Origin of the sequence: Pseudochrobactrum sp. B5 (assembly GCF_001939785.1) — a bacterium.
GTDB lineage: Bacteria > Pseudomonadota > Alphaproteobacteria > Rhizobiales > Rhizobiaceae > Pseudochrobactrum > Pseudochrobactrum saccharolyticum.
In genome coordinates, this window is sequence record NZ_MOYL01000001.1 from 1,012,411 (window position 1) to 1,026,484 (window position 14,074).

At 53.5% G+C, this 14,074-nt stretch carries 10 protein-coding genes; 9 read left to right on the top strand and 1 reads right to left on the bottom strand.

What is annotated here, in order from left to right:
* Positions 1 to 362 precede the first annotated feature (362 nt).
* The 5 genes from BKD14_RS04450 (at position 363) to BKD14_RS04470 (ending at position 7,541) form a co-directional block, all read left to right on the top strand.
* Complete coding sequence (locus BKD14_RS04450) at positions 363 to 1,211, top strand: TIGR01459 family HAD-type hydrolase (protein WP_022711246.1); 849 nt, start codon at positions 363 to 365, stop codon at positions 1,209 to 1,211.
* A gap of 55 nt (positions 1,212 to 1,266) precedes the next feature.
* The gene (locus tag BKD14_RS04455; RefSeq protein WP_075654788.1) at positions 1,267 to 2,289 is read left to right on the top strand and encodes a bifunctional riboflavin kinase/FAD synthetase; all 1,023 of its coding nucleotides are present in this window, start codon (positions 1,267 to 1,269) and stop codon (positions 2,287 to 2,289) included.
* A 132-nt stretch (positions 2,290 to 2,421) separates the two neighbouring features.
* The gene (locus BKD14_RS04460; RefSeq protein ID WP_245293555.1) at positions 2,422 to 3,216 is read left to right on the top strand and encodes a MipA/OmpV family protein; all 795 of its coding nucleotides are present in this window, start codon (positions 2,422 to 2,424) and stop codon (positions 3,214 to 3,216) included.
* A gap of 367 nt (positions 3,217 to 3,583) precedes the next feature.
* Positions 3,584 to 6,556, top strand: coding sequence for an isoleucine--tRNA ligase (ileS, locus tag BKD14_RS04465; RefSeq protein ID WP_075654415.1), 2,973 nt, complete (start codon positions 3,584 to 3,586; stop codon positions 6,554 to 6,556).
* Between the two features lie 316 nt (positions 6,557 to 6,872).
* Positions 6,873 to 7,541 (top strand): hypothetical protein, encoded by a 669-nt coding sequence (locus BKD14_RS04470; protein ID WP_075654416.1) that lies wholly within the window; start codon positions 6,873 to 6,875, stop codon positions 7,539 to 7,541.
* A 56-nt stretch (positions 7,542 to 7,597) separates the two neighbouring features.
* Here the strand turns inward: BKD14_RS04470 and BKD14_RS04475 are convergent, their stop codons facing one another.
* Positions 7,598 to 8,029, bottom strand: a complete 432-nt coding sequence (locus BKD14_RS04475) for a nucleoside deaminase (RefSeq protein WP_075654789.1) — start codon at positions 8,027 to 8,029, stop codon at positions 7,598 to 7,600.
* Positions 8,030 to 8,422: 393 nt separating this feature from the next.
* On the opposite strand from BKD14_RS04475, the gene BKD14_RS04480 reads away from it, so the two are divergent.
* From BKD14_RS04480 to BKD14_RS04495, 4 genes are all read left to right on the top strand, one after another.
* Positions 8,423 to 10,360 (top strand): pseudouridine synthase, encoded by a 1,938-nt coding sequence (locus tag BKD14_RS04480; RefSeq protein ID WP_075654417.1) that lies wholly within the window; start codon positions 8,423 to 8,425, stop codon positions 10,358 to 10,360.
* Complete coding sequence (gene rsmD / locus BKD14_RS04485) at positions 10,360 to 10,914, top strand: 16S rRNA (guanine(966)-N(2))-methyltransferase RsmD (RefSeq protein ID WP_022711239.1); 555 nt, start codon at positions 10,360 to 10,362, stop codon at positions 10,912 to 10,914. Before BKD14_RS04480 ends, rsmD begins: the two co-directional genes overlap by 1 nt.
* A 231-nt stretch (positions 10,915 to 11,145) precedes the next feature.
* On the top strand, positions 11,146 to 12,708 hold the full coding sequence (locus BKD14_RS04490; protein ID WP_075654418.1) for a pitrilysin family protein: 1,563 nt from the start codon (positions 11,146 to 11,148) through the stop codon (positions 12,706 to 12,708).
* On the top strand, positions 12,708 to 14,069 hold the full coding sequence (locus tag BKD14_RS04495) for a pitrilysin family protein (protein WP_075654419.1): 1,362 nt from the start codon (positions 12,708 to 12,710) through the stop codon (positions 14,067 to 14,069). The genes BKD14_RS04490 and BKD14_RS04495 overlap by 1 nt, the downstream gene beginning before the upstream one ends.
* Positions 14,070 to 14,074: the final 5 nt, after the last annotated feature.

Below are 14,074 nucleotides of genomic sequence, written 5' to 3' on the forward strand. Positions count from 1 at the left end.
TGTGTGACGTTTCAGATAACGGCAGACATGACAGGAAACGCGATTCAATCTTTTCATTCTCTCTGATGGTAATGGATTGGTTCTAACAAGCCGTCACGAAACACAGTAAAAAAACTGGGTACAGGGTAGAGTTAATGAAACATGAGCGGCGTGGTTCCGTGCTGCGTCAAAATATAAACAGTGTTGTGATATTTTCGCTCACGTAAAACGGGTGACATATGCTGCCTGTTGGTTTAGAGCATTTATAAAATCCGGCGCCTGAAGCTTTGGCTTTAACCGCGTCTTTCATGCAGATCCGTGCGCGCGAATGGTGCGCCTGTGCTCCGTTTAGCCGCGGAGATAATTGATTTAAGGATAGTTTTATGCTGCATCCGGCGAAACTCGATGATCTTTTTGACCGTTATGATGTGATCTTCAGTGATGTCTGGGGCGTGTTGCATAATGGGGTGGAAGCCTATCGTCCGGCTGCAGATGCTCTGAAACGTGCCCGTGAAGCCGGTGTCAAAGTGGTGCTGATTACCAATTCGCCGCGCCCGTTTCCCGGTGTTGCCGCCCAGATGGAAATGATGGGTATCACCAATGAGAGCTACGACCAGATCGTGACATCCGGTGATGTTACCCGCGACCTGATCGCTGCAGGCCCGCGTAAAATCTATCATCTGGGGCCTGAGCGCGAATTGGCGATTTATGACGGGCTGGATGTGGAACTGGTTGAAGAATATGAGGCATCCGGTGTTGTCTGTACCGGTCTGGTCGATGATGAAGTGGAAAAGCCGGAAGATTATGCCGAACTGTTGCAGCGTTTCCGTTCGCGCAATCTGCCATTCATCTGCGCCAATCCTGATATCGTTGTGGAACGCGGCACCCGCCTGATCTGGTGTGCCGGTGCACTGGCGCGTGATTATACGCAGCTCGGCGGTCGCACACTTATCGCCGGTAAGCCGCATCACCCGATTTATGCGGCCGCAATGCAGGCCGCAGAAAAGCTGACCGGCAAGTCTGTTGATAAATCCCGCATCCTTGCTATCGGCGACGGTATGCTGACCGATGTGAAAGGTGCGCAGAATTACGGCGTGGATGTGCTGTATATTTCCGGCGGTATTCACGCGGCTGATTATGTGGCCAAGGGCGAAGTCGATCACGACAAGCTGCTGGCATTTCTTGGCCGTCACGGTGAGGCACCGGCAGCAGTGATGCGTTATCTGGTGTGATTGCTGGAAGTTTTTAATCCCTGAACAACTGATCTGAAACAACTCAATGACTGCGATGCCTTCAGAATTTGCTGCAAAATCCGCAATTCTTCGTCTCACCTGCGGTGTGAACGGCAGTGAGCCGCTGCCTGCGCATATGCGCGGCGGCGTGGTGGCGATCGGCAATTTTGACGGTGTGCATCGCGGTCATCAGGCTGTGCTTGAGAAAACCCTGCAACTGGCCAAAGAGCGCAATTGTCCGGCTGTTGTGCTGACATTTGAGCCGCATCCGCGCAGTTTTTTCAATCCGGATCAGCCGGTTGACCGCCTGACTGATGCGCAGGAAAAAGCGGCTATTTTGGGTTTGCTCGGTTTTGATGTTGTGGTGGAGCAGGGCTTTGATGCCGGATTTTCCTGCCTGAGTGCGCAGGAATTCATCGATCAGGCATTGATCGAACGGCTGGGGGCATCGGAAGTCATTACCGGTGTTGATTTTCACTTCGGCAAAAAGCGGCAGGGTAATCCGGAATTTTTGAAACAGGCGGGCGAGAAACACGGTTTCGGCGTGACCCTGATTGAGCCTTTTACAGATGAGGGCGGCGAGGTGGTTTCCTCCTCGCGCATTCGCTCCCATCTGGCTGAAGGTGATGTGGCGGGCGCAGCGGGACTGTTGGGCTATCGCTACACGCTGGCCAGCACTGTTATTAAAGGCAAGCAGTTGGGGCGCACGCTTGGTTTTCCGACAGCCAATATGGCGCTGCCGGAGCAGACCAATCTGAAACACGGTATCTATGCTGTGCGTTTCCGCCGTGCTGACGGCACGCTTTATGATGGTGTTGCCAGTTTTGGCCGCCGTCCGACCGTGGACAGTGACGGTTGCGCATTGCTTGAGACATTCTTGTTTGACTTCTCAGGCGATCTCTACGACGAATTCTGCTCTGTATCTTTCTTTGCTTATTTACGCGGAGAAGAGAAATTCGATTCGCTTGATGCATTGATGGTGCAGATGCGGCAGGATGAAGCTGAAGCACGGGCAATATTATCCGCTGTACAGCCGCTTTCTTTGCTGGATTCCTATCTGACATTCTCCCGCAGCTGAATTGATCTCAATATTTCAGAATATATTTACCGCTTTACTTGAAAAATAGGCGCATACCTGTTTGTCCGCCTGCAAATGGCGTCTGGAGTATGCGTTTTGCGTAATATGTTTAACCGGTTCCGGATTGCCGGATTGGCTGTTTTGTCTGCTGCATCATTCATTCATCCGGCTTTGGCGGAAGAGGGCGGGCAATCATCAGGAAAACATTTCTGGTCTGGTGACTGGTCGCTGACCGTCGGCGGCGACTTTTACCGCCAGCCCCGTTTTACAGGCTCCAGCAAATATATAATGAGTGCGCAGCCTCTGATTTCCTTTGGTCGCACAGGTGTTGCCGAGCGCTTTTCATCCCGCAATGATAATATTTCCTTCGCTCTGATGGATATGGAAGATTTTCGCGTGGGATTGACCGGTGAGTTTTTGATGGCGCGTGGCGGCAGTCAGGCTGATGGCTTGAAAGATGTGCCATGGGGCGGTGAGGTCGGCGGTTTCATGGAATTCTACCCGACGGACTGGTTTCGTCTGCGTTCAGAACTGCGTCACGGAGTTCGGGCGCATAATGGTATTGTCGGCGAACTGGCAGGGGATGCATTTTATGATGTGACACCGGCGATCCGTGTTTCCGGCGGGCCGCGCATGTCTTTTGCTTCCGAGAAATATCTGGATACCTATTATGGTATTAATGCTGAGGAATCCGTTGCCAGCGGTCTTTCCGTTTATGATCCGGATGGCGGGGGAATTACATCTGCCGGACTGGGTGGCGCGGTGACATGGATGACAACCGATAAAATCACAACCAGCCTTTATGCCGAATATACTAAATTGCAAGGCAAAGCAGCGCGCTCCAGCCTTGTATCCGAGCGCGGATCACGCCATCAGCTGACGGTTGGTGTTTCGGCAACCTACCGCTTTGATTTTACGCTGGACTGATGTTTTGAGCGAAAACCGTCAGCTTTTAGAAAAGTAACGGCTTATTTGCTTTGAAAATCTGCCGGAAGGGCAAAGTTTATCTGTCTTGCCTCTTTATTCTGCGCGCCTGCATTGGTAAAAGCATCACCATGATGAGACAATACTCGATATTTATAATGCTGCGCTATGCCGGCCGAATTATTGGCCCGGCCTTTTCTTAAGCCTGACCGGATGGTTCAGGGGGAAAGGTCCGGGAAGAATAGCTGACATCCTGAGGCATGATGAACTCTGCCGCAATTTCAGGATATATATTTTCTTAAGACTGCCTGCCTGAGAGCAGCATAGTGCCTGCATTATGCTCCGGCAGTCCAACTGAATGCTCAAGATAATGACTGCTGAAAAAATCGATTATTCCAAAACGCTTAACCTGCCGCAGACCGACTTTCCGATGCGCGCCAGCCTTCCTCAGCGTGAGCCGCTGCTGGTTGCCCGCTGGGAAGAGATGAATCTTTACAAGAAGCTGCGTGAAGATGCCAAGGATCGTCCGCTTTGGGTGCTGCATGACGGCCCTCCATACGCCAATGGTAATATTCATATCGGTCATGCGCTGAACAAGACGCTGAAAGATGTGATCACTCGCTCGTTCCAGATGCGCGGCTATAACTCGAACTATGTTCCGGGCTGGGATTGCCACGGTCTGCCGATCGAATGGAAGATCGAAGAAAAATACCGTGCGCAGGGCAAGAATAAAGACGAAGTGCCGGTCAATGAATTCCGCAAGGAATGCCGCGAATTTGCTGAAGGCTGGATCAAGGTTCAGACCGATGAGTTCAAACGTCTGGCAATCACCGGTGATTTTGAACAGCCATACACCACAATGAATTTCCATGCGGAAGCCCGCATTGCCGGTGAATTGCTGAAATTCGCCCGTTCCGGCCAGCTTTATCGCGGTTCCAAGCCGGTTATGTGGTCAGTTGTTGAGCGCACTGCTCTGGCCGAGGCCGAAGTTGAATATCACGATGTTGAGTCGGATATGATCTGGGTGAAATTCCCTGTAAATAATGATATTCCTATCAGGCGTATTTCTGCTGATAGTCCGAGTGAACTAGTTAAACCTGTTTCCATTCCATTATTATTTGAAGGGGATGTGAGCGTTGTTATCTGGACGACTACTCCTTGGACAATTCCAGGTAATCGTGCCGTTGCTTATTCGCCGAAAGTTGCCTATGGCCTTTATGAAGTCACTGGTGCAGAGAACGACTTTGGTCCGCAGGCTGGCGAAAAGCTGATCTTTGCTGATAATTTGGCCGAAGAGTGCTTTAAAAAAGCTAAGCTGACTTTTAAGCGCCTTCGAGAAGTCTCTGCGGACGATTTGCATCTAATGACTCTTAAGCATCCGCTCAAGGGCTTTGGCGGCGGTTATGAATTTATCGTGCCGCTGGTTGCCGGTGAGCATGTGACTGATGATGCCGGTACCGGCTTCGTCCATACTGCGCCAAGCCATGGTCGTGAAGACTTTGAAGCATGGATGGATGCTGCACGTGAACTTGAAGCACGCGGTATCAATCCTGCGATTCCTTTCCCTGTGGATGATGCCGGTTTCTATACTGCTGACGCACCGGGTTTCGGCCCTGACCGTGAAGGCGGTGCTGCCCGCGTTATCGATGATAACGGCAAGAAGGGTGATGCCAATGAAGCGGTTATCAAAGAACTGATCGCCCGTGGCCTGCTGTTCGCCCGTGGCCGCATGAAGCATTCCTATCCGCATTCATGGCGCTCGAAAAAGCCGATTATCTTCCGCAATACACCGCAATGGTTCGTCTATATGGACAAGGAACTGGGCGACGGCACAACGCTGCGTTCCCGTGCTCTGAAAGCCATTGATGATACACGTTTTGTACCGGCTGCCGGTCAGAATCGCCTGCGTGCGATGATTGAAAACCGTCCTGATTGGGTGCTGTCACGCCAGCGCGCATGGGGCGTGCCGATCTGCGTGTTCGCAGCCGAAGACGGTACAGTGCTGATTGATGAAGCCGTGAATGAACGTATTCTCGCGGCTTTTGAAGTGGAAGGTGCCGATGCATGGTTTGCAGAAGGTGCGCGTGAGCGATTCCTCGGCAATCGCGCCGGTGAAGCTTGGGAGCAGGTTACCGACATTCTCGATGTCTGGTTCGACTCCGGTTCAACGCATACGTTCACGCTGGAAGACCGCCCTGATCTGAAATGGCCTGCTGATCTTTATATGGAAGGTTCGGATCAGCATCGCGGCTGGTTCCATTCTTCGCTGCTTGAAAGCTGCGGAACCCGTGGCCGTGCGCCTTATAATGCAGTGCTGACCCATGGTTTCACCATGGACGAGCATGGCAAGAAAATGTCGAAGTCGCTCGGCAATACAGTGACCCCGCAGGAAATCATCAAGGATTCCGGTGCAGATATTCTGCGTCTCTGGGTGATGACCTCGGATTACTGGGACGATCAGCGCCTCGGCAAGAGCATCATCCAGACCAATATTGACGCTTACCGCAAGCTGCGTAACACCATCCGCTGGATGCTGGGTACATTGGCGCATGATGAAGGCGAAGAAGTTGCCTATGCCGATCTGCCGGAACTTGAAAAGCTGATGCTGCATCGCCTGAGCGAGCTGGATGAAGTTGTTCGCAATGGTTATGATGCATTTGAATTCAAACGCATCACCCGTGCGCTGATCGACTTCACCAATATCGAGTTGTCGGCTTTCTATTTCGATATCCGCAAAGATGCGCTTTATTGCGATGCACCATCGAGCCTGCGCCGCAAAGCTGCTTTGCAGACCGTGCGTCACCTGTTCGATAATATCGTGACATGGCTCGCACCGATGCTGCCTTTCACAACGGAAGAAGCATGGCTTGACCGTTATAAAGATGCGGTTTCCGTGCATCTGGAGCAGTTCCGCAACATTCCTGCTGAATGGAATAATCCGGTTCTGGCTGCGAAATGGGACAAGGTGCGCGATGTACGCCGCGTTGTTACCGGCGCTCTGGAGCTGGAACGTGCAGACAAGCGTATCGGCTCGTCGCTGGAAGCTGCACCTCTGGTGCATATCACCGATGCGTCGCTGCTCTCAGCGGTACAGGGTCTGGATATGGCTGAGATCTGCATCACCAGCGGATTGACCATCAGCGATCAGCCGGTTGCCGGTGAGGCATTCGCGTTGAGCGATGTGAAGGGTGTTGCTGTTGTGCCTGCCAAGGCAGACGGTACAAAATGCGCCCGTTCATGGCGTTATACCAATGATGTCGGCAGTGATTCTGAGTTCCCTGATGTATCGGCACGCGATGCTGCGGCATTGCATGAGCTGAAAGCTCTTGGTCGTTTGGGATAAGTATGAATCTGCGGCGATCACAGGTAAGCATTTCCAGCAAAAGTGCGAAGCGGTTTGCGTTGGATAATGCGTAAAACAAAGAAAAAGAGCGGTTCCGGTAATTCAATTTTAACAGGAACCGCTCTGACAAGCAGTTATCAGTGATTGCCGCATATTTTCTGCCGTGCTAAGGCACTGCATTGAAATATCTTGTCGGCAGTGAAAATCTGCTTTCATGCCTTGGAGTTGCCGGAAAGTACCGATAACGCCATAATGCATGAAATTTAATGTAGCGGTGGTTGGGTAATCTGGCCGAATACGGATAAAAGTGGTGCTCATGAAGATTGAAGGACGCATTTTCGCTTTCGCAACAGTGCTGGCCAGTTTGGGTCTTGCCGGTTGCGTGTCCGATCCGACCTATGGAACAGGCAAGTCAGCCAGCACGCAATTGCTGGATGATATGTCATCCATTGCTACAATCGGTCCGAAAAAGAGAACCGGTATTGAATATAAGCCGCGTCCGGAGCTGGTGAAGCCTGTTGCAGGGCAGAAAGAAAGCCTGCCGCAGCCACAGGAAAGTGTTGCCCGCGCCGGTGATCCTTCATGGCCGGAATCGCCGGAAGAACGCCGCAAACGTCTGCGTGCAGAGATTGAAGCAAACCGCGACAATCCGAATTTCGTTTCGCCGATTGCACCTGACAGCCCGAGCGATTTCACGCCGCGCCGTCAGATTCTGCCAAGCGGTGCCAGCCGTCGTGAAGATTATGCATCACGTGATTCTGTTGCCGATCCGGCAGTTGCCGCTGCTGCCAAGCAGGCGCAGCTTGACCGCGCAGGCGGTTCTGCCACACAGCGTAAATATCTGAGTGAGCCGCCGGTCAGCTATCGTCAGCCAGCCGCCACTGCTGCAGTCGGTGATCTGGGTGAGGACGAGGCGAAGAAAGAACGCCGTCGTAAGGCTGAAGCCACCGGCTCGAAAAGCTGGCGCGATAAGCTCGGTCTTTAATTCGGATTTGAATAAAGTTTGAAAAAGCCGCGTCCTGACAAAGGACGCGGCTTTTTTTATTTGCGTTTTTCCTGAAAGAAACGTTTCAGCATGTCGGTTGCCTCCGCTTCACCTATGCCGGAATAGACTTCCGGTGCGTGATGGCAGGTCGGCTGGCTGTAGAAGCGGGGGCCATATTCCACGCCGCCGCCCTTCGGATCACTTGAAGCATAATAAAGGCGGCGGATACGGGCGAAAGAAATCGCCGCCGCGCACATGGCGCAAGGTTCCAGCGTCACATAGAGATCGCAATCCCCGAGACGCTCATTTTCCAGAGCCTCACAGGCAATGCGGATTGCCAGAATTTCGGCATGGGCGGTTGGATCATTGATCTCGCGGGTGCGGTTACCCGCACGGGCAATAATCCGGTTTTTATGTGTGATGACCGCGCCGATCGGCACTTCGCCCCGTGCTTCTGCGGCGCGGGCTTCTTCCATTGCGGCCTGCATGGGAGATATCTTTGCATGACCGCTTGCCGGATGTGTCACGGAAACCAAATTCTCTGCAGAAGCCAAACTTGCCGCAGGGGATTGTGAATTTTTATTGTTCATCTTGCCGGAATTGCCGCCGGTTGCGTTTTTTTGCATAATGTGCGGCAGCCTTTCAGATATTTTACTCGCAAGCGCGGTGATGATTTGTTAGAGCGTAGCTTTAATAAGGTGTGTAGCATAAGAACTGCGCTGCAATCGTGCCAGCTTTATCCTAAATTTTGCCGGATCGGAATGATTTAGCATAAAGCATGTCCGGCGAAAACGCGCAGCGGTTTTGCAGCAGGGCTTTCCGCATCCTGATTTTCGATTTTTGACGCCGGGCAGAAATACCGGTGAAAGGCTGATATTCTAATGACCCGTGACGATCATGATAATGAACGCGGCAAGCGTCCTTTTGTAAAGCGTGAGCGTACGCGCGATGACAGAGGTTCTGACCGTCCGCGTCGTTTTGAAGGTGAATCCCGTGGTGACAAGCCGCGCAGCTTCGGTGAGCGCGGCGACAAACCTCGTGGTTTTGAACCTCGCGGCGATAAGCCCCGCGGCTTTGATATGAGTGCCGCTGAAGAAGGCGAACGTATCGCCAAACGTCTGGCGCGTGTGGGTATTGCCTCGCGCCGTGAAGCGGAAAGCATGATTGCTGCCGGTCGTGTTGCTGTAAACGGTAAAGTGCTGACCAGCCCTGCTGTGAATGTTCTGCGCACAGATCGTATTACCGTTGATAATAAAGTTCTGCAGCAGGCTGAACGTACCCGCCTGTGGCTCTATCACAAGCCTGCCGGTTTGGTGACAACCAACCGTGATCCGGAAGGTCGTCCGACAGTGTTTGATGCACTGCCTGCTGAATTGCCGCGCGTTTTGTCGGTCGGTCGTCTTGATATCAACACCGAAGGCCTGTTGCTGCTGACCAATGATGGCGGTCTGTCCCGCGTTCTGGAACTGCCTGCTACCGGCTGGCTGCGCCGCTACCGCGTGCGCGCTCACGGTACAGTAACACAGGCACAGCTTGATGAGCTGAAAAACGGTATCGCTGTTGACGGCGTGTTCTACGGCGCGGTTGAGGCAACTCTGGAGCGCGAGCAGGGCGCCAATGTCTGGCTGTCCATTGGTCTGCGCGAAGGCAAGAACCGCGAAGTTAAGAATATTCTTGGTGCGCTTGGTCTGGCCGTTTCCCGCCTGATCCGCGTTTCTTTCGGGCCGTTCCAGCTGGGCGATCTGGAAGAGGGCGCGGTGCGCGAAATCCGTGGCCGTACCCTGCGTGAACAGCTCGGTGAGAAACTGGTTGAAGATTCCGGTGCGGATTTTGATGCGCCGATCCTCAATGAATTCTCGAATGAAGCGGTTAAGGGCGAATTGCCGTCCCGCAGCCCGCGTTTTGATGCTTATGAAGAGCGCGGCAGTGACGAGGAAGGCGAGGGCCGTTCCCGTTACAAATCCGACTGGATTTCCAGCAGCCGCAATGCAGGCGGTGGCCGTGGCGGCAAGGGCGGCTTCGGTGCCAAGCGTGGCGAAGGGCGTATGGACGGTGAGCGTAAACCGTTCCGCCGTGACCGTGAAGACGGTGACCGTCGTGAAGAAGGCCGTGCGCCGCGTGATGGTGAGCGCAAGCCTTTCCAGCGTGATCGCGATGGTAAGAGCTGGCGTGAAGATGGTCTGTCACGCCTCAGCACATCTGCACCGCGTTCCGGTGGTTTCGACAAGCCGCGCTTTGCTAAAGGTGGCCGTGGTGACAAGGATGATGACAAGTTCGGTTCACAGCCGCAGCGTCCGCGCGGCGTGAATGTATGGATGGCACCGGGTGCCAAGGCCTATAATTCGTCGTCCAAGCCGACCCCGGGTGATGATCGCCGCCGTTCGCGCCGTGATGGTGATGACCGTCCGCAGCGTGAAGAAGGCGGTCGCGGTTATCAGGGTCGTTCAGAGGACAGAGACGGTTATAAGCGTCAGGGTTTCCGCCGCGATGAAGACAATCGTGACGGTTTCAAGCGCGAAGGCTTCCGCTCGGAAAACCGTCGTTCTTTTGATGAAGGCGATCGTCCGGCACGCGAAGAGCGTCGTTTCTCCGGTGAGCGCAATTTTGACAAGAAGCTATTTGGCGACAAGAAGCCGTTTGGTGACCGTCCGTCGGGCGACAAACCATTCCGTGGCAAGCCTGAAGGCGGGCGCGGTGGCAAGCCTTTCGGTAAGGGCCCGCAGGGTGGTAAACCATCCGGCAACCGTCCGTCCGGTCCTCGCGGGGCAGGCCCTCGTGGTGCAGGTCCACGTTCCGGCCCGCGCGGAGATAAACGTTAATGCGCATTGTCGGCGGTAAATTCCGCGGACGTGCACTGGTGACGCCGGAAAGCTCTGCAATCCGGCCGACCAGCGACCGGACGCGCGAAAGTCTGTTCAATATTATCACGCATGGTTTTCGTGAGAAGCTGGACAATACACGCGTGCTGGATCTGTTTGCCGGCACCGGTGCGCTTGGTCTTGAAGCCTTGTCACGCGGCTGCCGCTATACGGTTTTCGTTGAGGAATCCGTAGAAGGGCGTGGCCTGTTGCGCCAGAATGTGGAGGCGTTCGGCCTTCAGGGGAATACAAAAGTGTTCCGCCGCAATGCAACAGCCTTGGGGCCGACCGGTACAATGGGCGAATTTGATCTGGTTTTTGCCGATCCGCCCTATGGTAAAGGTTTGGGTGAACAGGCTTTTATCTCTGCACTTGAAGGCGGATGGCTGAAGCCTGATGCGCTTTTGATACTGGAAGAAGTGTCAGAAGCCGTTATCACGCTGGATGACCGCTTCATATTGCGCGATGAACGCAATTACGGGATCACCACGATAAGGCTTTATGAACTGGCCTGACAATTTTATCATTAGATAACAAATTGCCCGCTCTGTGCGGGCAATTTGCATTTCAGCATAGTGCTGCCTTTTTGGGGGCATATTTATTAAATTATTGTCATCATGACATAATTCTTGATGGCTGGTTGCGAATTTGCCGCAATCTCGTTTAATTAAGGTTGTTTTGCAAAACAGGAAGGGACACTTTTCGTGCCATATCTATCCTTTTGCCGGCAACTGGTCAGCACATCCATGCTGGCGCTGATTGTCAGTTCTGCGACTGTGGGCGCATCTTTTGCGCAGGCTGCCAAGCCCGCCGAGGCGCAGGTTGCCCCCGCTGCGACCACCCAGACCAATCCGGCCAATGATAATCAGCCGGCCGCGCTGCCTGAAATCAAGACCCAGAAAGGCGTCAGCAGTTTTAAGCTGACCAATGGCATGGATGTTGTGGTGATTCCCGATCATCGCGCACCGGTTGTCACACAGATGGTCTGGTATCGCGTGGGTGCCGCTGATGAGCAGGAAGGTGTATCCGGTATTGCCCATTTTCTTGAGCATCTGATGTTCAAGGGTACGAAGAATGTTCCTGCCGGTGAATTCTCTGCAAAAGTTGCAGCGATTGGCGGTCAGGAAAACGCTTTCACCTCGTCCGATTATACCGGCTATTACCAGCAGGTTGCACCGGATGCGCTGGAAATGGTGATGAAATACGAGTCAGACCGTATGGCCAATCTGGTTCTGACCGAAGATGTGATTGTACCGGAGCGCGATGTTATTCTCGAAGAGCGCCGCATGCGTGTGGACAGCAATCCGGGCGCAATGCTGAGCGAAGAGGTGAGTGCCGCTTCTTTCTTTAATCATCCTTACCGCCGTCCGATTATCGGCTGGCAGCAGGAAATGGAAAAGCTCAGTCTTCAGGATGCCATCGGTTTTTACGAGCGTTATTATACGCCGAATAATGCCATTCTCGTTGTGGCCGGTGATGTGACGCCGGAGCGCGTCCGTGATCTGGCGCTCAGCACTTATGGCAAATTGCCGAAGCGCTTTGAAGTTGCACCGCGTATCCGCCCGCAGGAGCCTGTGAAGCACACAGCCCGCACCGTGACACTGCGCGATTCCCGTGTGAATCAGCCGTCTTTCAACTCCACATGGGTGGTGCCGTCTTATGTGAATGCCAAGGCTAAGGGACGTGAAGGCGATGCGGAAGCACTTGATCTGCTGGGAGAAATTCTCGGCGGTGGTATGCGTAGCCGTCTCTATCAGAAGCTGATTGTTGAGCAGGGCATTGCTGCCAGTGCCGGTGCTTATTATGCCGGTGACGCGCTGGATGACGGTACATTCATGCTCTATGGCGCGCCGCGCGGTGATGCCACGCTTGAGCAGGTGCAGGCTGCAATCAATGTCGAAGTCGAGCGTCTGATTAAAGACGGTGTGACGGAAACAGAGCTTAATCAAGCGCGCAATCGTTTTCTGAAGTCGGAAATTTTTGCCCGTGACAGCCAGACCGGCATGGCACGGATTTATGGTTCCTCACTGGCTGTCGGCCAGACTGTTGAGGATGTGCAGGGCTGGTCGGATAAAATCCGCACCGTCAAGCCGGAGCAGATCCGCGATGTGGCAGAGCGCTATCTGAAACCGTCAATTGCTGTGACCGGTTATCTGCTGCCGCCGGAAACGGCAGAAGCAGCCGCAAAGCCTGAACAGAGTGCAAAACCAGCCGCAGCCGATAAGGCGCAAACCGGTGCTGCCGGTGATAAGCCGGCAGGCAATGATCTGAACAAGAAGACAGATGCGAAGCCAGAGGTGAAAAAATAATGACATATTCTCTTCACTCTGAGGCAGGGTTCGAAAATGCACGCCCTGTCCGTAGCAATGCTTTGCGTGGTTTCAAAGCTGCGGCTGTTGGTCTTTTCGCATTGCTGACAACACTGCCTGCCTATGCGCTGGATATTCAGGAAGTGACCTCGCCGAAGGGTATCAAAGCCTGGCTGGTGGAGGACGGCAGTGTGCCACTGATCTCTGTACGTTTTTCGTTTAAGGGCGGCAGTGCGCAAGACCCTGAAGGCAAAGAAGGTCTGGCCAATCTGATGACCGGTCTGTTCGATGAAGGTGCGGGTGATATGCCATCCGATGCCTATCAGGAAAGACTGGATAATATCGGTGCGGAAATGAGCTTCACCGCCAGCGATGATACGATTTCCGGCGGTATGCGGATGCTGAAAGAGAACAGTCCGGCAGCCTTTGACATGCTGGCTCTGGCTATTCAGAAACCGCGTTTCGATCAGGCGGCGGTTGATCGTATCCGCGATCAGGTGATTGCAGGGATTAACGCTTCCAAAAATGATCCGAACACAATTGCTTCGCAGAAATTTGCCGAAGTGCTCTATGGCAAGCATCCTTATGCCCGCCGTGAAGAGGGCACAGTGCAGTCGCTGGAAACAATCACCCGCGATGATCTGCTGGATGCCCATAAAAAACTGTTCGGCAAAGATCAGCTGAAAATCGGTGTGGTCGGTGCGATCAGCGCCGAGGAACTGGCGCCTCTGCTGGATAAGCTTTTCGGCAATCTGCAGGATAAAGCAGAGCTCAAGCCGATGGAAATGGCTAAGCTCGCTTTGGGTGCCACAACATCTGTGACCTATGATCTGCCGCAGACAACGGTCAGCCTGGTGTATCCGGGTGTAAAGCGCAGCGATAAAGATTTCTTCGCAGCCTATCTGATGAATCAGGTGCTGGGTGTCGGCTTTACTTCACGTCTTTATAATGAAGTGCGTGAGAAGCGCGGCCTTGCTTATACGGTCAGTTCTGGTCTCAGTGGCCGGGACTATTCCAACAGCCTCAATATTGCCACCGGTACCCGTCCTGACCGTGCACAGCAGAGTCTGGATGTGATCCGCGCGGAAGTTGCTCGTATGGCGAAATCCGGCGTGACAGAGGAAGAACTGGCCGCAGCCAAGAGCTTTGCAATCGGTGCCTATGCAATCAATAATCTGGATTCATCCGTGGCCGTTGCGCGCACCTTGGTTGGCTTGCAGGAGCAGGATCTGGGGCGTGATTATATTGACCGCCGTGCTGATCTCATCAATGCTGTGACCACAGATGATGTGAAGACTGTTGCAGCAAAGCTGCTCAAAGCAGATCCTGCCATTCTCGTGGTTGGGCCGAGCCTGAATTGATTGGT

Bases quoted from the DNA above. Each gene is read 5' to 3' on its own strand.
- BKD14_RS04450 (WP_022711246.1), top strand. From the start codon at position 363: ATGCTGCATCCGGCGAAACTCGATGATCTTTTTGACCGTTATGATGTG.
- BKD14_RS04470 (WP_075654416.1), top strand. From the start codon at position 6,873: ATGAAGATTGAAGGACGCATTTTCGCTTTCGCAACAGTGCTGGCCAGT.
- BKD14_RS04490 (WP_075654418.1), top strand. From the start codon at position 11,146: ATGCTGGCGCTGATTGTCAGTTCTGCGACTGTGGGCGCATCTTTTGCG.
- BKD14_RS04455 (WP_075654788.1), top strand. From the start codon at position 1,267: ATGCCTTCAGAATTTGCTGCAAAATCCGCAATTCTTCGTCTCACCTGC.
- BKD14_RS04480 (WP_075654417.1), top strand. From the start codon at position 8,423: ATGACCCGTGACGATCATGATAATGAACGCGGCAAGCGTCCTTTTGTA.
- rsmD (WP_022711239.1), top strand. From the start codon at position 10,360: ATGCGCATTGTCGGCGGTAAATTCCGCGGACGTGCACTGGTGACGCCG.
- ileS (WP_075654415.1), top strand. From the start codon at position 3,584: ATGACTGCTGAAAAAATCGATTATTCCAAAACGCTTAACCTGCCGCAG.
- BKD14_RS04475 (WP_075654789.1), bottom strand. From the start codon at position 8,029: ATGCAGGCCGCAATGGAAGAAGCCCGCGCCGCAGAAGCACGGGGCGAA.
- BKD14_RS04495 (WP_075654419.1), top strand. From the start codon at position 12,708: ATGACATATTCTCTTCACTCTGAGGCAGGGTTCGAAAATGCACGCCCT.